The sequence below is a fragment of the Vibrio coralliilyticus genome (assembly GCF_024449095.1).
GTDB lineage: Bacteria > Pseudomonadota > Gammaproteobacteria > Enterobacterales > Vibrionaceae > Vibrio > Vibrio coralliilyticus_A.
The window spans coordinates 1,812,524-1,831,330 of sequence record NZ_CP024627.1 but is presented as its reverse complement, the minus strand read 5'-3'; the positions used below and the strand labels follow the sequence as shown (position 1 = coordinate 1,831,330).

Here is an 18,807-nt window from a genome sequence, read left to right as displayed (position 1 = left end):
ATACCACCGCTCTCTATAGGTTAGTCACATGAATAGTATGTCTAAATATTAAAACTTTTGCGTATGAACGATATAGTTGACGTCAACTTTGTTACCGAGTTTATAGGTATCCGTGATGGGATTATAGTGTAATCCAGTAATTCCCATTTCGGTTAGGTCGGTATGGTCAATCATTTTTATCAACTCCGCTGGGCGGATAAACTTCTCATGATCGTGGGTACCTTCTGGAACAATACGCAATAGCTTTTCTGCGCCAACGATAGCGAATAGGTACGATTTAAAATTGCGATTCAATGTTGAGAAAAAGACATGGCCGCCGGGTTTAACCAAAGCTGCACATGCGCTGATGACTGACTGAGGGTTTGGAACGTGCTCCAGCATTTCCATACAAGTCACGACATCATATTTTTCTGGGTGTGCATCAGCGTGATCTTCAATTGTACTCTGAATATAAGTCAGCTCAGTACCGGTTTCCAGTGCATGCAATCGAGCCACCTCTAGCGGCTCTTTACCCATATCAAGTCCAGTCACTGTTGCGCCTTCTTTCGCCATACTCTCAGCAAGAATACCTCCACCACAGCCAACATCGAGGACGGTTTTGCCAAATAAACCATCGGCATTATCCAGAACGTAATTGAGACGTAGCGGGTTAATTTGATGGAGTGGCTTGAATTCTCCCTCCAAATCCCACCATCGAGAGGCCATTTCTTCAAACTTCTTAATTTCGTTTGGATCGACATTTTGTGACTGGGTCATAACTACTCTACTTAGCAACCGGCTTCCTTGAAACTGGAAGGCATTATAACTCCTAACTCTCAACACTCCATAGACAGGATCACTTTTCTCTTGAGGTGGTGAAAATATAACCATTAATCAGCAAGATAAAACTAGAGTGTGCAATTTCTCAGCATTTGATTCACAACCAAGCTCACAACCTGATAAAAGGAGAGGGAAAGTAATGCCGAACTGTTGATTTGTGTGTTATATTTTTGCACCTTAAACGTATTGTACATACGATCTATAAATAGAGGGATATTGGCTCTATGAGCGATCTAGCTAAAGAGATCACGCCCGTAAACATTGAAGATGAGCTTCGTGGTTCGTACCTTGACTATGCGATGTCCGTTATCGTTGGTCGTGCTCTTCCTGATGTGCGTGATGGCCTAAAGCCTGTACACCGCCGCGTTTTGTTCGCGATGAATGTGCTAGGTAATGACTGGAATAAACCATACAAAAAATCTGCCCGTGTTGTTGGCGACGTAATCGGTAAATATCACCCGCACGGTGATAGCGCTGTGTACGATACTATCGTACGTATGGCTCAGCCGTTCTCATTACGTTATATGCTTGTTGATGGCCAAGGTAACTTTGGTTCCATTGATGGTGACTCAGCGGCGGCAATGCGTTATACCGAAGTTCGCATGGCGAAGATCGCCCATGAGCTTCTGGCTGACCTAGATAAAGAAACCGTTGATTATGTACCTAACTATGACGGTACAGAGCAAATCCCAGCGGTTCTTCCGACAAAAATTCCTAACCTGCTGGTTAACGGTGCTTCTGGTATCGCAGTAGGTATGGCAACCAACATTCCGCCTCACAATTTAACTGAGGTGATTGATGGTTGCCTTGCATACATCAATAATGAAGATATCACTATTGATGAGCTTATGGACTACATTCCGGGTCCTGACTTCCCGACTGCGGCGCTTATCAGTGGCCGTAAAGGCATCGTAGACGCGTACAAGACTGGTCGCGGTAAAATTTACATGCGATCTAAAGCGGAAGTTGAAGCAGACAAGAATGGCAAAGAGACCATTATTGTTACCGAGATTCCATATCAAGTGAACAAAGCTCGTTTGATTGAGAAGATCGCAGAGCTTGTAAAAGATAAGAAAGTTGAAGGCATCAGCGCACTACGTGACGAGTCTGATAAAGACGGTATGCGAATTGTTATCGAGTGTAAGCGTGATGCGGTAGGTGAAGTGGTTCTAAACAACCTATACGCTAACACTCAATTACAAACGACTTTCGGCATCAACATGGTTGCGCTGAACAATGGTCAGCCGCAGCTATTCAATCTGAAAGACATGTTGAAGTGCTTCGTTGATCACCGCCGTGAAGTGGTGACTCGTCGTACTATCTATGAATTGCGTAAAGCACGTGAGCGTGCACACATCCTTGAAGGTCTTGCTTTAGCACTGGCCAACATTGATGAGATCATTGACCTTATCCGTAAAGCGCCAACACCGGCAGAAGCGAAGGCTGGCCTTGTTGCTCGTGGATGGGATTTGGGTAATGTTGCAGCAATGCTTGAACGAGCAGGTACCGATGCAGCTCGCCCTGAATGGCTAGAAGACCAATATGGTATTCGTGATGGTCAGTACTTCTTAACTGAGCAGCAAGCGCAAGCAATTCTTGACCTACGTCTACACAAATTGACCGGTCTTGAGCACGAGAAGATTCTTGATGAGTACAAAGCGCTACTAGATGAAATTGCAGAGCTAATGCACATTCTTGCAAGCACCGAGCGTTTGATGGAAGTCATCCGTGAAGAGCTAGAAGCCGTTCGTGACAGTTTTGGTGATGCACGCCGTACTGAAATTACAGCAGCAAGCCATGACATTGACATGGAAGAGCTGATTGCGCGCGAAGATGTGGTTGTGACCCTTTCGAACGCAGGTTACGTTAAGTACCAAATCCTAAGCGATTATGAGGCTCAGCGTCGTGGTGGTAAAGGTAAGAGTGCAACTAAGATGAAAGACGAAGATTATATCGAACGTCTTCTCGTTGCGAATACTCACGACAACATCTTATGTTTCTCGACTCGCGGTAAAACTTACCGTCTGAAAGTCTACCAATTACCGTTAGCAAGTCGTACTGCGCGTGGTAAGCCAATCGTCAATATTCTTCCTCTTGAAGAAGGCGAACGTATTACCGCGATTCTACCTGTTTCAGAATTTAGCCCAGAGAAGTTCATCTTCATGGCCACCGGTGATGGAACGGTTAAGAAGACGTCTTTAGATCAGTTTGCGAACGTACGTTCTAATGGTCTGATTGCGGTCAACCTACGTGAAGATGATTCACTCATTGGTGTTGATATCACCAACGGTGATAGTGACATCATGTTGTTCTCTCAAGCAGGTAAAGTGGTTCGCTTTAGCGAAGACAAAGTCCGTGCTATGGGTCGTACCGCTGCCGGTGTTCGTGGTATGAAGCTTGCCGAAGATGATCAGGTGGTTTCACTGATTGTTCCTTCGAACGAAGGTGATATTCTGACTGTGACACAAAACGGTTACGGTAAACGTACAGAACTTGCAGAATACCCAACGAAGGGCCGCGCGACTCAAGGTGTTGTGTCCATCAAAGTATCTGAGCGTAATGGTCCTGTAGTCGGAGCGGTACAAGTAGAAGAAGGCGATGAGATGATGATGATCACCGACGCTGGTACTCTGGTTCGTACACGTGTTGCGGAAGTGAGCCAAGTAGGTCGTAATACGCAAGGTGTCACTCTTATCCGAACTGCCGAAGACGAGAACGTTGTAGGTCTGCAGCGTATCGATGAAGTTGAAGAAGTGGACTTACCAGAAGGTGAGGAAATGGAAGGTCAGGAAGGGGAAACGGCCCAAGCTGCACCAGAATCAACCTCAGAGACGGATACAGACGAACAAGAATAATCGTTGACATTATCTTCAAAGCCGGGCAGCGACCCGGCTTTTTTATATCCAGAGTTTTAGTTAAGTAACCAATAGTAAAGGTGAAATGGACCTCTCATTATTTAAAATATACAGCCAAACTTAGAGAGCAAATAGGCTTTTTATAAATTATTGGTAACACTATTAGTGACAAAGGTATGACGCCAAAAAAATAGCGTTAATACAGTCAGTTACAGCTAAATAATATTTCAATAATATTACGTGCATGAATGATAAATAGTCTATAAAATTCGCAGTCTCTGTCTGTTCCACAAATATTATTAACTATTATGAAACTGTCACTGAAACAAAAACTCATCGGTGCCAGCTTATTAGCCGTTGTGCTAATGGCGAGTGCACTTACTTGGCTTTCTGCCGACCAACTTTTTCAACAAACTCGTAACGGCGTTAATGCCCGAGCAGAGAGTCTAGCGACTGCTGCTTCGGAAGGAATTTCTGACTGGATTGCCATTCGTAAAGATATTGCCAAAGCGTTCAATGATTACAGTCAAGAGCAAGAGGTTGTGCCTTTTCTTCAACAAGCTCGTAAAGCGGGCGGATTTGACGATATTTTCCTAGGTACGCCACAAGGTGAGATGTTCCGCTCTCACCCTGAGCGTAACCGTGCCGACTACGATCCGCGAGTTCGCCCTTGGTATAAAGATGCGAATGCATCTGGTCGCCAGATCATAACTACAGCGTATAAAGATGCGATTACCAATGCACTCTTAGTGACCATTGCCGAGCCCGTTCGTCGTAATGGCCAATTGGTGGGTGTTGTTGGTGCGGATGTATTGATTGACCAGCTGATCGACGACGTTATCAACTTAGATGCCGGTGAAAATGCCTATGCGATGTTGATTGACACGCAAAACGGTACATTCCTCGCGCACCCGAACAAAGATCTTTCCCTGAAGCCGGTGAATACGCTATCTAAAAAGCTAACCATGAATGCTATCGAGCAAGCGGCGAATTCTGGTGTCATGGAAATCATTGAACGTAAAGGGCAAGAAAAGTTCTACTTCTTCAAAAAGGTTCCGGGCACACAGTGGATTTTTGCTATTGAAATGGACCGTCAAACAGAAGAAGCAGCGCACACCGCATTACTGAAAAACTTACTGCTGACGGCAACGATTATCACAATCGTTGTTATCGCTGTTGTGTCTTGGCTAGTGAGTTTCTTGTTCCGCGATCTTGGACGTGTCTCTCAAGCACTTGAAGAAATTGCCTCTGGTGAAGGGGATCTCACACAGCGCCTTGAGCCACGCAGCGATGATGAAGTCGGCCAGCTAGCGACGAACTTCAACACCTTTGTTGGCAATATGCATGTCATGGTCTCTAAGCTAAGTCATGTATCAGCGTCACTGTCTGAACAAGCTAAGCAGACGGCAGAGCACGCCGAAGAGCGCAGCGCACGTATTCGTCTCCAGCAAGATGAAATTAACATGGTTGCGACTGCGATTAATGAAATGGCCGCTGCAACCCAAGAAATCGCAGGCAATGCAGACAATACCGCACAAAACTCAACGGAGGCGGTGACGGCGTGTGTTCATGGTGGCAAGCAGGTTGTGCAGACTCAGTCTTCAATTCAGAATCTGGCACAAGAAGTTCAAGTTGCAACGGATGTGATCCAAGAGTTGGAAGCTCACGGTAACAGCATCAGTACGATTCTTTCGACCATCCAAGATATCGCTGAGCAAACGAACCTGCTTGCTCTGAATGCGGCGATTGAGGCGGCGCGTGCTGGTGAACAAGGTCGTGGTTTCGCAGTCGTTGCTGATGAAGTTCGAGTTCTAAGCCAGCGCACACATGCCTCGACGCAAGAAATTCAACAGATGATTGAAACACTCCAAAATACCACTGGCAAAGCGGTAAGCATTATGGGTGATAGCCGCCAGCTTGCAGACACCAGTGTGACTGACGCGGATTCAGCAGCGGTCAGCTTAACTCAAATTCAATCAGCGGTTGAGCAAATCAGCGATATGGCCACACAGATTGCGTCTGCAGCAGAAGAGCAAGCATCGGTAACGTCTGAAATTACACGTAACACAGTGGGTATCCGAGACGTATCAAATGAGCTTGCGGATGAAGCTCATGATGCTGCAGCTCAAGCCGCTCAGCTTTCAGAGCTTTCGTACGAGCTTGAACAAGAAATTGGTCGATTTAAGCTTTAAGTGCCTAATTAAAAAACAAAAGACTCGGTTGCTACTGAGTCTTTTTTTATTTGCTTTGATTTCCAAAATGGAAAAGAAGGTTGAAAGATATTTCAATTGTCGACATGGAGAGTAGACGTTTAAAATCCTTAAAAACAATAAGGAATAGACAATGTCTGAAGCTCTCAACTCTTTCCAACAACGTGTACAAGAAATTGTCACTGATGCCAAATTAAACCCTAAACAGAAGAATCAATTCTTAGCCTTAGAAGCAGAGGCAAGCCTCCCTTATATGCCTGTCTCAGAGCCTGTCCGTCTTGCAATGGAAGAAGGCATTGTTTGCGACATGTTTGAAGGTCACGCACCATTTAAACCGCGCTATGTCTTGCCTGATTATGCCAAGTTTCTTCAGCAAGGCTCTGAGTATTTAGAGCTTGAACCTGCGAGTGATTTTGACGATGCAATCAACTTGCTGACCATCATTTATCATCATGTGCCGTCAGTGACCAATATCCCGGTATATCTAGGCCAGCTTGATGATGTACTGTTACCTTACGTGGGTGAATTAAGTGAGCAGGCGATTTATCAGAAGCTCAAACGATTTTGGATCATGCTAGATCGAACTCTGCCTGATGCTTTTATGCACGTTAATATTGGCCCCTCGGATAATATTATTTGTCGGACGATCTTGAAGATAGACGCTGAGCTCAAGCAAATCGCGCCAAATCTGACCTTTATGTATGACCCGAACGTGACACCAGATGACTTGTTACGTCAGGCAACCAGTAACATTTGTGAGTGCAGTAAACCTCATATTGCGAACTATCCAATGCACGCGAGTAGCTACGGCGAGAAGCGATTTGGTATTGTGAGTTGTTACAATTCTCTGCCTTTGGCTGGTGGGTCGAACACTCTAGTCAGAATGAACCTTAAGCTGTTGGCGAACCTAGCATCAGACACTGAAGACTTTCTCAATCAACTGCTGCCTTATTACAGTGAATTAATGGTTGAGCTGATGGACTCACGAAGTTCACATTTGCATGAGAAGTCAAATTTCTTTAAAGGCTTCTTAACCAAAGAAGGTTTGATTGACGAAGCGCGTTTTGCGCCAATGTTTGGCATCTACGGTATGGCTGAAGCGGTTAATCTTCTTATGGAGAAGTCGGGAGAAAAGGGTTGCTATGGGCACGATTTAGAAGCGAACGAGCTAGGCCACCTAATTTCTGAGAAACTGGCTGAAATCGTGCAAGGTTCAGAGGTGAAATACGGCCTTGAAGGCAAGGCGCTTCTACATGCTCAAGGGGGAATAAGCCTTGATGAAGGAGTGACTCCGGGGGTTCGCATTCCATATGGCACCGAGCCAGACCCTGTCGCTTATGTGCAAGCGACCGCAAAGCACCATCAGCATTACATCTCTGGTATAAGTGACATTCTGACAATAGACGAAACGGTGAAATCAAACCCAGAAGCCATGTTTAATCTGTGTAAGGGAGCATTGAATCTAGGGTTTAGGGAATTTACGGCTAATGTTGCTTCGAATGATTTGGTGCGAGTTACTGGCTATATGATCAAACTGTCAGATATAGAGAAGTTCTCAGATCAGGGGTCGCGCAAGAATACGACTTTCCTTGGCGCAGAAGCCGCCAACAATACTGGGATCCTAGATCGGGCTCCACGAGTAGTGAGTATGGAAAGTCAGCCTGTTTACAAATAGGGTAAGCATATGAGCGAAAGGCAGGCCATCGTTAGCCGTATCCTCAAGTTCTCGTGCGTGGATGGGCCAGGTAACCGACTGGTCCTTTTCCTACAGGGGTGCAATTTTAACTGCATTAACTGCCATAATCCCCATACGATTAATTATTGTAATCACTGTGGGGATTGTGTCGAAGGGTGTCCGGAAAATGCTCTGTCGTTCGACACGAACCAGAAAGTTGTATGGGATGAGAGTAAATGTACGCATTGCGATCAGTGCATTGATGTGTGCACACATCGTTCTAGCCCTAAAGTAAGTCACTACTCGGTATCAGAAATCATTGAGCTGATAAATGAGCAAAAATGGTTTATCAGCGGCATCACGATCTCGGGTGGCGAAGCAACAATGCAGTTACCTTTCATCATAGAATTATTCAAATGCATCAAAGCCGATTCGGAACTTAGCCATCTTACGTGCTTTATAGACAGTAATGGGTACTTAAGTCAGTCGGGCTGGGATCGAGTGCTTCCTTATCTTGATGGCGCAATGATTGACTTGAAGTCATGGCAGGAAGAGACACATCACTGGTTGGTTGGCCGTGATAATCACAAGGTGGTTCAATCAATACGTTATTTGGCTGAGAAGCAGAAATTGCACGAGCTTCGCTTACTCCATATCCCGAACCGAAGCGATCTGGACAAAGAAGTCACAGAAGTAGCACGTCTTATTAATACGTTGCCTGATAGCGTTAATGTGCGGCTTAATGCGTTTCAGCATCATGGAGTAATGGGTAAAGCGTTAGAGTGGCCGAAATGCACTGAATCGCAAATGTTGCAGTTTCATGATGCTTTACGGCCACTGATTCACCAAAACATTCAGCTACCTAGCGTGTATGTCTAAATAGGTTTAATCAGTTGAGAATGCAGCCATTTTAGGGCCGGGTCATTCGAGCTGGCTTGATTCCAGACCAAGCTATAAGCCACTTTCCCATAGGAAAACGGCAGAGGCTTTTGGATCAGAGACTGTGCCTGCAATGACTTCTCAGCCCACATTTTTGAACAGGTAAGTAAGAACTCAGTCTGATGGCAGATGACTGCAGCAGAACCAAAATCAGCGACGGAGATGGCGATGTTTCTCGACGAGTATTGCTGAGTAAGGTTTTGTTCAAAGTACGGCGTAGAGAGGTCTTTATCTAAAATACCAATGTGCTGGTAAGCGAGATATTCTTCAGTGTTCAGCGATTGGTTAGCCAAAGGATGCTGTGGACTCATCAGGCAGACCATTTCATCGTCTTGAATCTGTTCCCAGACAAGGTCTCGGCTTCTCGTTGGTGGTTGGCTGATATCGTGAGGTAAAATCATAAAATCAACTTGTCCACGCAGCAGGGCATCAAAGCTAAGTTGCTCCTTGGCGAAAATCTGGATGTTAGCTGACGTTAACTGAGCGTTGATCTCAGTAATTCTCCCAGAAAATAGCTCGAAGGTGCTCTCACGCATCGAAAGCGCTATTGTTCCGATAAAATTCTTAGGCTCGAATTCACCTTGGTGGAGGATCCCGTTCATACAAGCAAGTATTTTATGTACGTCTGTGGCAATAGATAATGCAAACGGTGTGGGAACTAACGAAGTTTTCTCTCGATAAAACAGTTCATCCTTAAGCTGTGTTCGCAGTTGAGTGAGCGTTTTACTTACGCTGGAAGGGGTTACACATAAAATTTGGGCGGTACTACTGACACTGTGTGTGCTCAATAATACTTGTAATACCGTCAGGTGCTTTAAGCTAATTCGAGAAAGGGCAAGGTAATCCATGAAAAGGCCAAATAAACAAGATGGAGTAGTTATACCTTTGATGGCCCCAATTAGATACGAGCTTGATCAAAACTTCTTCTTGAACCTAGGTAATGACACAGGAGATAAAGATGAATAAGTGCCAGATTTAATCGGAACTCAAACCTTTGAGAAATACGCCCAAGCTTATGTTTGGGCGTATTCCATTTAGTCGATCAAGCCGTATTCTTCACTCAGTACCTTGATGATTTCTTGTTTGGGGTTATTGCCCATTCTGACTGGTTTTCCTGTGATTTTTTCTGCAATCTCGGTATAAGTCGTGGAAATATCCATAAGAGCTTCTAGTGGAAGCTCATTATCGCGAGCTAATGCTTCACGTTCATCCATACGCTCTTTGTTAAGGAGAATGTCAGGGTCAGGAAAATGATTAAGCAAAAACTGACGGAAACCTTCTTTTGAGTTTTCAACGATCCTTCCAGCATCATACTCGCGTTCGTCCCAAATGCGTGAAGAATCTGGTGTGCCTACTTCATCCATATAGATGAGCTTTTCATTTCCAGCCGCATCATGTACGTAGCCAAATTCAAATTTAGTGTCGACGAAGATTTGCTCTATTTCGGCTAGAGCATTACTAATTACCACAAAACCTTCACGGAGTAGCTTTTCATATTGGGCAATATCATCCGCTTTAGAAAAATTGAATGCAGCGAAGTTATCAACAATGTCTTGGCGAGTGATATTGACGTCATCTGCTTCAGGAACGCCGGGAATACCTTTTAAGATCCCCTTGGTAGACGGGGTCATTAGCAATTGAGGGAGGGCCTTATCTTTTTCGAGTCCTTCTGGTAACTCAATACCACAGAACTCGCGTTCACCTTTCTCATAAGCGCGCCACATTGAGCCTGTGATGTACTGTCGGCAAATGGCCTCAATCATGATAGGTTTGGCTTTTTGCACAATCCACACTAAGGGGTGAGGGATATCTAAGATATGGCTGTCAGCTAGGCCATTCTCTTTGAAGAGTTTAAACCAGTGGTTGGAGATCGCGTTGAGTGCAGCGCCTTTACCGGGAACACCTTTCAGTCCCCCCTGTCCGTGCCAGATGCAGTCGAATGCAGAAATACGATCGCTGATGACCATGATGGCGAGCGGCGCATCTTCAGCAACATCGTAGCCTTTTTCTTTGATTAGGCGTTTACTGTCTTCCTCTGTTAACCAGTATACAGAGCGTACTTTGCCACTGTGAACTGGCTTGTTGGTACGAATGGGAAGATCATCATTAACAGCAAGAACTTGATCAGCAAGACTCATTTAGACATTCCTATCTTTGTCAAAAATGGGGGATTGCGCGTGAGAGGCAATCAATTTGCAAGGCATGATACCAGAACTAGATGAACCTTCCAGAGAAAAAGCAAACGTTTGCTTTTAAATCTTATCGGAAACTTAAAAATAGCGTAAAACAAAAAGCCTCTCAATGAAGAGAGGCAGAAGGCAGTGCAATGTAATTAGTGAAATCGAGAGAGTTTACTTGCAACAAAGAAGACTTCGCAGCGGTGCTGAACAGCTAAATCGCGGAGCATAGATTGTTCTACGGGTTCAATGTTATCTGATGCGACAACAGCGCTAGCGTTACCGGATTTGATTGCTTTCATTACGATCTCAAATTCGGATTGGGTCTGTGAAGGCTTCATCTGAATGATTTTTTTACAGCTGACATTGTATGAAGAAAACTGATCATAGTCTGGTCGAGGACACTCAGCGGTGAACAGTATCCATTGCTTCTTGTTAGACAGCCCTGCTAAACGGCTGAGTGTCGAGTCTGCAATGTTCATTGGCTGAGTAGGTTGAGCCAAAACATTGAATTTAGAAACTGAGCGATTTGTTCTGTGTATCTGAAACATAGTTACTGTCCTTACATACATGCTGTATGTGTATACAGTAGTTTGGTTGGGTGAACTGATCAAGCAATATTTGCTGTGTTTTTGTACGTTAACAACGTTGTTCTTTTGATTGGATTGTTTTATATGCCTGTTTTATAAGAGTATTTTTTGTTTTTGGTCTGGAGTCCAGATGTAAGGGAAGGATGAGAAAGTGTGATCTGAAACATCATTTTCTATACAGTGTTATACAGTGTTATACAGTGTTTTTCTAAATGTCAGGTCGTCTGCTTGCGGTGCTGCAATGGTGAAAATACACGTTAATTCTGCCTAACATTAGTCTCATAGACGGTTCTGATAGGTATTATGAATAGTTTAAAGATGCATGTTATTGACTGAAAAAATGTAATAAGACTTTTCTTGGTAATTGTTGAATAAATCTGAGACTATCGGAAATTCATGAATTAACAGAATAATAATTAAGAGAATTTATGTTGAACTCAGAAAGCAAAGCTGCTTGGATTCTTGTTGTTACCACTGCACTGGCCGGTTTGGGCTGGATTTTTTCGAAAGAAACGATTCAGGGGCTACCACCATTTGGCTTTGTCGGCTTACGCTTTTTGGTTGCTTCTGTGTGTTTACTCCCGTTCTGTTTTAAATCATTCAAACAACTTAATCTCAGACTACTTGCTCAAGCAATGGGTGGTGGCTGTATTCTTGCCTTGGCTCTTTTGGCTTGGGTACACGCTATTGCCGTTAGTGAAACCCTTGGGGAAGGCGCATTTATCGTTAGTCTATCTATGATCATTGTGCCAATTGTTGCTTGGGCTTTGTATAAAGAACGCCCAAAGCGTGCTTTTTGGATTGCGATGCCGATTGCGGTATCAGGCTTGGCATTTTTGTCACTCAAAGGGGAATGGAACAGTTCCGCTGGGCAATTGTGGTTTTTGGCTAATGCGTGCTTGCTCGCGCTACATTTCAATGTAAATAGTCGCTTAGCGCAAAGTATGCCGGTGCTGATGCTGACTTGTCTCCAACTCTTTGCCACTGGAATTATTGCTTTGGTTGCTTCGGCAATATTTGAAACTGTTCCAGTTAGTGTTAATTCGAGTATTTGGGCATGGTTTGCGGCTAGCGCTATTTTGGCGACGAGTCTGCGTTACGTGATGCAGACGCTGGGTCAAAAGCACAGTAATCCGGGCAATGCCGCGTTGATCATGTTACTTGAGCCTATATGGACTGTTATCTTGAGTATCCTTTGGTATGGTGAGCAGCTATCTTCTAATAAGTTATTAGGGTGCTGTCTTATTTTGCTTGCTCTGCTCTTCTATCGGACAGACGGTCGTCTTTTCAGGCTAAAACGCTAATCCGTATAACTCAGTAACTGGTCCGACTTCACACCTATAAGCGCTCACTCTGTTTATTCTTAGGCTTGTTGCTACATTGGCAGATGTAAATACATTGTTAAGAGTGGCAGTGAAATGAAGCTACATACTATTGATGGTTATATTCAGAAAATGTATCTCGCTGAATATCCGGATAAGTTAATGTTACTGGACGGAGCGAGTAGGGCAGACATCCCTTATTTAGAGCGTTACATCACCGAAACGATTGGGCAGCCTTTTCATACATTGAAAGTTGTTGTTGTGACTCATATGCACCCAGATCATGCGGGTGCGGCGCATAAACTAAGGAAGCTGACGGGATGTAAAATCGTTTCTGCTAAGAAGGAAGCGCAGTGGTATGCTGGATTGGATGGCGTATTAATGCACTGGACGGATCTTGCGTTAGCTGGTTGGGTTGCGGGAAGAATGAAACGCCCTAAGCGTAAATTATGGTATTCGAGGCACCTGCACCCAGATATCATGCTTACTGACGGGCAAGCTATTCCCAGTTTTGAAGACTGGATAGTACTGGAAACACCAGGTCATACTGATCGCGATTTATCCCTTCACCATGAGCAGCAAGATATTCTTTATGTCGCGGACTTAATGGTAGAAGTTAAAAAACGTTTGATTGCTCCATTCCCGATCTTTCATCCTAATAAATACCGTGAATCTTTACATCGTGTATACCAGATGGCGCCTCAAACCTTGTTACTCGCCCATGGTGGGCAAGTCCAATTTGACCAAAACGCTTATGATCACCTACTCAAGGTGGCTCCACGCACCCCTGCAACTCATTGGAGAGCGACCAAAGTTAAATTACGGGGACTGTTGGGGGCGATTTGGGCGTTTGGATTGAAGAAAAAGCGTTGAGTATCCCCTGTATAGTACTTAGTGCAGAAGGCTCAACTTACCTCTAAATGCATATTGAGCATATGGTTTATTGAAATTTTATCTAATCGCGTTACTATGTCGGTCGAGTGAAAATGAGATTGCTTCTCACTAATCTGTTTGACATCATTGAAAAATACCCTTATGAATCTATTTAAAACCAGTTTGGCGTTGATGGTTACGGCTGTAGGCTTCAGTGCAGCGGCCTCGAGCCTTGACCGTGCTCAATCTATTCAAAGTAAAACCCACTCTTCATCCGCAGCGAGCCAGAAGCGCATTGATGTCAGTGCTGAAAATACGCTTAGCCTTCAAGCTGAAATCGAGCAACTTCAGGAAGAAGTCAAGAATCTTGATGTTTATCGATCTCACTTAACTGCATTGGTAGAAAGCCAGCAGCAAGAAGCAAATCGTCTTGAAAGTCAGATAGATGAGATCAAAACAACTCGTCAGGGAGTCGTCCCATTGATGTATCAAATGCTATCGGGTTTACAAGCTTTAATCGCTGATGATGTGCCGATCAAACAAGCACAACGTCAGGAGCGTGTCGCCAAGTTAGAAAAAATGATGACCCGTGCGGATGTTAGTGACGCAGAGAAGTATCGTCGTATTTTAGAGGCGTATCAGATAGAACTTGATTACGGTACTAAGCTTGGCTTGTATCAAGACCAGATTGCAGTGAATGATGGCGAGCGTGAGGTCGATATTCTTCATCTGGGTCGAGTTTCACTGGTTGCACGCAGTTTAAATGGCACGAAATTTTGGTCATGGAATCAATCAGAAAAGCAATGGCAGAGCGTTGACAGTTCAATGAAGTCAGAGCTAGACAAGGCTTTTAACGTTGCGGCGAAACAAGTGGCACCAAGCCTGATTACGCTTCCGGTTTCTCTTAACGTTGCGGAGGCGAAATAAATGAAACGTACATTAATTGCTACCTTGATTGCGTTATCTGGATTAGCGTTCAATGCACAAGCCTCGTCTGAGTTAGTCAATAAAGCACAAGCAGAGAACAAGCAGCAAGCGCAGCACAACATCGAAAGAGAGTCCGGTTTTAAACAAACGGAACAAGAGCTCAAAGCCCTGAAAGCACAGTTAATCAAACAGCGCGACGATTTACAAAAGCAAAATGACAAGCTAGCTGCCACATTCAGTGACAATGAGAACACTCTAGCTCGGTTGGAAGAAAAACTTCGCTTAGAAACAGGCAGCTTAGGGGAAGTGTTTGGTGTTGTTCGTCAGAACGCGAAAGAGCTTGAATCTGAGTTGCAATACTCAGTCACGTCAGTCGATGCACAGACTCATTCTGACGTTGTTAAAGAGATTGTCGCAGCCACAACATTGCCCTCTATGGTTCAGTTAAATGGTTTTTGGAAAGCGATGGAAGAGCAAATCACTGCTAGTGGTGAAGTGGCTCTCACGAAAGTTCGTTTTGTGAATGGTGATGGTATTGCCCAGACTGAATCTGCACTTCGACTCGGTTCTATCGGTTTGGTTGGAGAGCAAGGGTATCTGAACTGGAATGCGCTAAAAGGTGAAGCGCAGGCTTATATCAAGCAACCTGAAAAAGCGCCGACGATTTCCGCTTTATCTTCTCTCATAAATGGTAAGGTTGAGACTGTGGTTCTTGACCCATCTCGTGGTGTCATGCTTGAACAACTTGCTCACAACCCAAGCCTTGTGGATAGACTGCAAGCAGGCGGTGTCGTGGGTAAAATCATTCTTGGGTTGCTCGCGATTGGTTTGATCATTGCCGTTGTTCGCGGTGTAAGCCTATCTATTGCACGCCAGAAAATTCGTGCCCAGCTTAAATCACCGCAAAACCCAGGTAATAATCCACTCGGACGTGTTTTATCTGTTTACTGCAAAGAGAAAAACCGCAGCGTTGAAGCGTTGGAGTTGCGTCTACTTGAAGCGGTCGTTGATGAACAAGCAACGCTAGAAAAAGGCTTGTCCATGCTTAAGCTACTCGCGGCTTTGGCACCGATGTTAGGCCTTCTTGGCACTGTGACAGGCATGATTGAAACATTCCAAGTGATCACTCAATTTGGTAACGGTGATCCGAAAGTGATGGCGGGTGGTATCTCAATGGCGCTCGTGACCACTGTACTTGGCTTGATTGCAGCGATGCCATTGCTGCTAGCTCACAATATTCTGAGCTCGCAAGCAGAAGCGATTCGCAACATTCTTGAGAAGCAGGGGATCTCACTTGTGGCTGAACAAGCAGAGAAAGATCTGAAACCGACTCAGGATGCGTTGGGGAATGTTGCGTAATGGATGCACTATTCGCATTGTTACCTGAATCCTTGGCTAGTAGTGACTGGCTACTCACACTGCAAAATTTTATGCAGAAGGGTGGTCAGGTGCTGTGGTGGTTGTTGGGTGTGGTTACCTTGTGTTGGTTATTGATTCTGGAGCGTATCCTTTATCTGCTTGTTGAGTTTCCAAAGCAGAGAGTGAGTTGGATTGAAGCTTGGCGCGAGAGGAGTGACCAAACCTCTTGGTATGCTCGTTCTATCCGCGAGGGCTGGCTTTCACAAGCACGCAGTCAGCTTTATCAAAACCTGAACATCATTAAGGTTCTAGTTGCGATATGTCCAATGCTGGGCTTACTCGGTACGGTAACGGGGATGATCTCTGTTTTTGATGTGATGGCTAACCAAGGTAGCAGCAATCCTAAATTGATGGCTTCAGGTATCTCACTCGCTACCTTACCCACAATGGCAGGTATGGTTGCAGCGTTGACTGGAATGTTTTTCCATGCGCGGTTGATCAAAGCCTGTCAATTGAGAGAAATTAAACTAGAAAAATCTTTAAGGAGTCAGCGATGAGACTCGGTCGACGCCACCATAAACAAGATGAAGCTCAGGTCGATCTGACTTCTATGCTTGATATCGTTTTTATCATGTTGATCTTCTTCATCGTCACCAGTTCGTTCGTTCGTGAATCTGGTGTGGAAGTTAATCGTCCTCAGGCATCGAATGTGGTTAGCCAAAAAGATGCTGGCATCTTTGTCGCGGTCACTTCGGCAAACGATATTTATATTGATAAGCGCAATGTTGATATTGAACGTGTACAAGCCACACTTGAGCACTTGTTACTTGATAAGCCAGACGCGTCCCTTGTTATCCAGGCCGATGAGCATGCTTATAGTGGCACAGTGGTGAAAGTGATGGATGCGGCAAAAGGTGCGGGCGTTAAGAACATTGCATTAGCTGCGGAGAAAAGGTAGTGGGACGTTTGTTCATTGCTACGCCTTTTGCTATCACTTGTGCTTTAGCTATCTTCAGTTTTATGGCTTGGATGGTTGATAGCGAACACCGCAAAATAAATGAGTCTAATGAGTCGTTGAGTTTCAATATGGTGATGGTGGAAAACGAGCAAGATGTTCAGCGTCGTCAGCGCACGGTACCTGAGCAACCTAAAGCACCAGAAGTCCCTGAGCAGATGCCTACATCGCAAGCCAAAACAGAGCTGTCGAAAATCTCGCCTATCGCTCAGCCATCTCTTGGCTTAAATACGAGCATAGAAGGTGTGGCTATCAGTGCGCCAACGTTTGGTGATTTTGGCGTGAATCAGGAGGCGATGCCTCTATACCGTGTTGAGCCAAAGTATCCGACGAAAGCTATGAAGCGCCAAGCGGAAGGGTACGTAGTGCTGAAATTTACCATCGATCCTACAGGTCGTCCGACAGATATTGAGGTTGTGGAAGCCAGCCCGAAGCGCATGTTTGAACGCAATGCGATTCAAGCGCTTAAGAAGTGGAAATATCAACCTAAAGTAGTTGATGGAGCGGCCGTTTCTCAACCGAATAAAACGGCTAGAGTGGAGTTTAAGTTAGACAAATGATGAAACGATTCGTCCTTACTGTTTTGCTTCTTGCTTCGCCAATGCTTTTGGCACAGGAGTTGACTCAATACACTGCTGTTCGTGTTCAAAAAGCAAATGAATTGGCGCAGCAAGAACAATTGAAAGAGGCGATTGCTGTGCTTAAAGACATCGAGACCTCACGTGATTATGACAAAGCATTCGTCGCTCGTATGCTGGCAGTTTTTTATTGGCAGGATGGAAATACCAAGCAAGCGATTTCCAAAATGGAGTATGCCGTTGAAAGTGGTTTGCTTCGAGATGAGCAAGCGTGGGTAAGCCAGCGTATGTTGGCAGACCTTTATCTAAATGATCAAAAGTTTGCCAAAGCGCTTAAGCACTATTACCCATTGGTTAAGTCGGTACCGGAAACTCAAAAAGCGCAGGACTTATGGCTGCGAATCGCGCAATCTCATTATCAGTTGTCGCAATGGGAGAAAGTTGTCTCTGCTGCTGACCAGTACATGAAAGTGGAAAAGAAAAGGCTCCTTCAGTCTTTATCTCTCAAGCTGGGGGCTCAGTTGGAACTGAAACGCTGGAGTGCAGCCATTCCAACGCTGGAACAAATGATTACCATTCAGCCCGATAAGCTAAGCTGGTGGCGTCAGCTGGTTGGTTTGCAAATGCGCATTGGTAAAGACAAAGAGGCACTGGACACATTAGCACTAGCAAAGCTTAATGATTTGCCTTTAAGTCAAAGTGACAGGCGCATGTTGGCTCAGATGTACGCTAAACGTGGCATCCCCGAAAAAGCGGCGATAGAGATTAGCGAATTGGATGAGGCAGATACGGATGTACAGCTATTGTCAGAGCAAGCGACTTACTGGCAATTGGCAAAAGAGTGGGATAAGTCTTTATCTATTTGGAAGTTGGCGGCTAAGAAAGATGCTAAGTATCACTGGAGCGTCGCTCAACTGATGGTTCAGCAAGGCTATTACAAAGATTCATTATCAGTGTTGGACAAAGTGAAAGGCCGCGATGCAGATGTCGCACTGGCAAAAACGAGAGCGCTGTATAAACTGAACCAGTTGGATAAAGCGTTGGTTCAAGCAAAACGAGCAAACAATATTGAACCTTCAAGCCAAGCGAAAAGTTGGATTAAATACCTCTCTCAATTAAGGGAAGTCAGTCAACAACAGCAGCAGACTACAGGCTGAGCCATTAAAAAAGGGAAGCGATTTGCTTCCCTTTGATTTTGTCTAGCCTATTACTTTTGGCTTAAGCAGACATACTCAGCTCGCCACAGTAACCGCTTGGAAGACTTAATGGTCGTGAGCAGCTCTTGCCCTGATAGTTGTGGAAAGGCGTGCATCACTTTCACTTCGTTATCATGACTGGACTGCTCGTAAGCCCTTACATGAGTAAAGGTGCTGGACAAGTTGTGTGACAGCATAGATTTTGACAGGCAGATGCCAAACATATCCCGTTTCATTGTCTTTCCTTCTGACATTATATCGCAGACAGTGGG

Annotated in this window: 17 protein-coding genes; 12 read left to right on the top strand and 5 right to left on the bottom strand. The window is 44.8% G+C overall.

What is annotated here, in order from left to right; genetic code table 11:
- Positions 1-48 precede the first annotated feature (48 nt).
- Complete coding sequence (gene ubiG, locus CTT30_RS08635) at positions 49-756, bottom strand: bifunctional 2-polyprenyl-6-hydroxyphenol methylase/3-demethylubiquinol 3-O-methyltransferase UbiG (RefSeq protein ID WP_239875984.1); 708 nt, start codon at positions 754-756, stop codon at positions 49-51.
- 287 nt (positions 757-1,043) lie between these two features.
- On the opposite strand from ubiG, the gene gyrA reads away from it, so the two are divergent.
- The 4 genes from gyrA (at position 1,044) to CTT30_RS08615 (ending at position 8,438) form a co-directional block, all read left to right on the top strand.
- A complete protein-coding gene (gene gyrA / locus CTT30_RS08630; protein ID WP_239866211.1) occupies positions 1,044-3,674 on the top strand; it encodes a DNA topoisomerase (ATP-hydrolyzing) subunit A in 2,631 nt (876 codons plus the stop codon).
- Positions 3,675-3,982: 308 nt separating this feature from the next.
- The gene (locus CTT30_RS08625; protein WP_252034726.1) at positions 3,983-5,866 is read left to right on the top strand and encodes a methyl-accepting chemotaxis protein; all 1,884 of its coding nucleotides are present in this window, start codon (positions 3,983-3,985) and stop codon (positions 5,864-5,866) included.
- 151 nt (positions 5,867-6,017) lie between these two features.
- Positions 6,018-7,559 carry a YjjI family glycine radical enzyme gene (locus CTT30_RS08620; RefSeq protein ID WP_252034724.1) on the top strand — a complete coding sequence of 514 codons (1,542 nt, stop codon included), beginning with the start codon at positions 6,018-6,020 and terminating at the stop codon, positions 7,557-7,559.
- A 9-nt stretch (positions 7,560-7,568) separates the two neighbouring features.
- Positions 7,569-8,438, top strand: a complete 870-nt coding sequence (locus CTT30_RS08615) for a YjjW family glycine radical enzyme activase (RefSeq protein WP_252034722.1) — start codon at positions 7,569-7,571, stop codon at positions 8,436-8,438.
- Here CTT30_RS08615 and CTT30_RS08610 read toward each other — a convergent pair.
- From CTT30_RS08610 to CTT30_RS08600, 3 genes are all read right to left on the bottom strand, one after another.
- The gene (locus tag CTT30_RS08610) at positions 8,435-9,346 is read right to left on the bottom strand and encodes a LysR family transcriptional regulator (protein ID WP_252034720.1); all 912 of its coding nucleotides are present in this window, start codon (positions 9,344-9,346) and stop codon (positions 8,435-8,437) included. The two genes, CTT30_RS08615 and CTT30_RS08610, sit on opposite strands and share 4 nt — an antisense overlap.
- A 186-nt stretch (positions 9,347-9,532) precedes the next feature.
- The gene (locus CTT30_RS08605) at positions 9,533-10,636 is read right to left on the bottom strand and encodes a phosphoribosylaminoimidazolesuccinocarboxamide synthase (protein ID WP_252034718.1); all 1,104 of its coding nucleotides are present in this window, start codon (positions 10,634-10,636) and stop codon (positions 9,533-9,535) included.
- Between the two features lie 194 nt (positions 10,637-10,830).
- A complete protein-coding gene (locus CTT30_RS08600) occupies positions 10,831-11,226 on the bottom strand; it encodes an ImuA family protein (protein WP_252034716.1) in 396 nt (131 codons plus the stop codon).
- 470 nt (positions 11,227-11,696) lie between these two features.
- On the opposite strand from CTT30_RS08600, the gene CTT30_RS08595 reads away from it, so the two are divergent.
- From CTT30_RS08595 to CTT30_RS08560, 8 genes are all read left to right on the top strand, one after another.
- On the top strand, positions 11,697-12,569 hold the full coding sequence (locus tag CTT30_RS08595) for a DMT family transporter (RefSeq protein ID WP_252036629.1): 873 nt from the start codon (positions 11,697-11,699) through the stop codon (positions 12,567-12,569).
- A 114-nt stretch (positions 12,570-12,683) separates the two neighbouring features.
- On the top strand, positions 12,684-13,460 hold the full coding sequence (locus CTT30_RS08590; RefSeq protein ID WP_252034714.1) for an MBL fold metallo-hydrolase: 777 nt from the start codon (positions 12,684-12,686) through the stop codon (positions 13,458-13,460).
- Positions 13,461-13,622: 162 nt separating this feature from the next.
- On the top strand, positions 13,623-14,387 hold the full coding sequence (locus CTT30_RS08585; RefSeq protein WP_239866228.1) for a DUF3450 domain-containing protein: 765 nt from the start codon (positions 13,623-13,625) through the stop codon (positions 14,385-14,387).
- On the top strand, positions 14,388-15,746 hold the full coding sequence (locus CTT30_RS08580) for a MotA/TolQ/ExbB proton channel family protein (protein ID WP_252034713.1): 1,359 nt from the start codon (positions 14,388-14,390) through the stop codon (positions 15,744-15,746). It begins immediately after the preceding gene.
- Entirely contained in the window at positions 15,746-16,303 is a 558-nt protein-coding gene (locus CTT30_RS08575) for a MotA/TolQ/ExbB proton channel family protein (RefSeq protein WP_252034711.1), read from the top strand. The genes CTT30_RS08580 and CTT30_RS08575 overlap by 1 nt, the downstream gene beginning before the upstream one ends.
- A complete protein-coding gene (locus CTT30_RS08570) occupies positions 16,300-16,704 on the top strand; it encodes an ExbD/TolR family protein (protein ID WP_239875964.1) in 405 nt (134 codons plus the stop codon). The genes CTT30_RS08575 and CTT30_RS08570 overlap by 4 nt, the downstream gene beginning before the upstream one ends.
- Positions 16,704-17,321, top strand: coding sequence for an energy transducer TonB (locus CTT30_RS08565; protein WP_252034709.1), 618 nt, complete (start codon positions 16,704-16,706; stop codon positions 17,319-17,321). The genes CTT30_RS08570 and CTT30_RS08565 overlap by 1 nt, the downstream gene beginning before the upstream one ends.
- Positions 17,318-18,496: a tetratricopeptide repeat protein gene (locus CTT30_RS08560; protein WP_239866237.1), complete on the top strand. Its 1,179-nt coding sequence runs from the start codon at positions 17,318-17,320 to the stop codon at positions 18,494-18,496. Before CTT30_RS08565 ends, CTT30_RS08560 begins: the two co-directional genes overlap by 4 nt.
- Positions 18,497-18,546: 50 nt before the next feature.
- Here CTT30_RS08560 and CTT30_RS08555 read toward each other — a convergent pair whose 3' ends face one another.
- Entirely contained in the window at positions 18,547-18,771 is a 225-nt protein-coding gene (locus CTT30_RS08555; protein WP_239837083.1) for a hypothetical protein, read from the bottom strand.
- Positions 18,772-18,807: the final 36 nt, after the last annotated feature.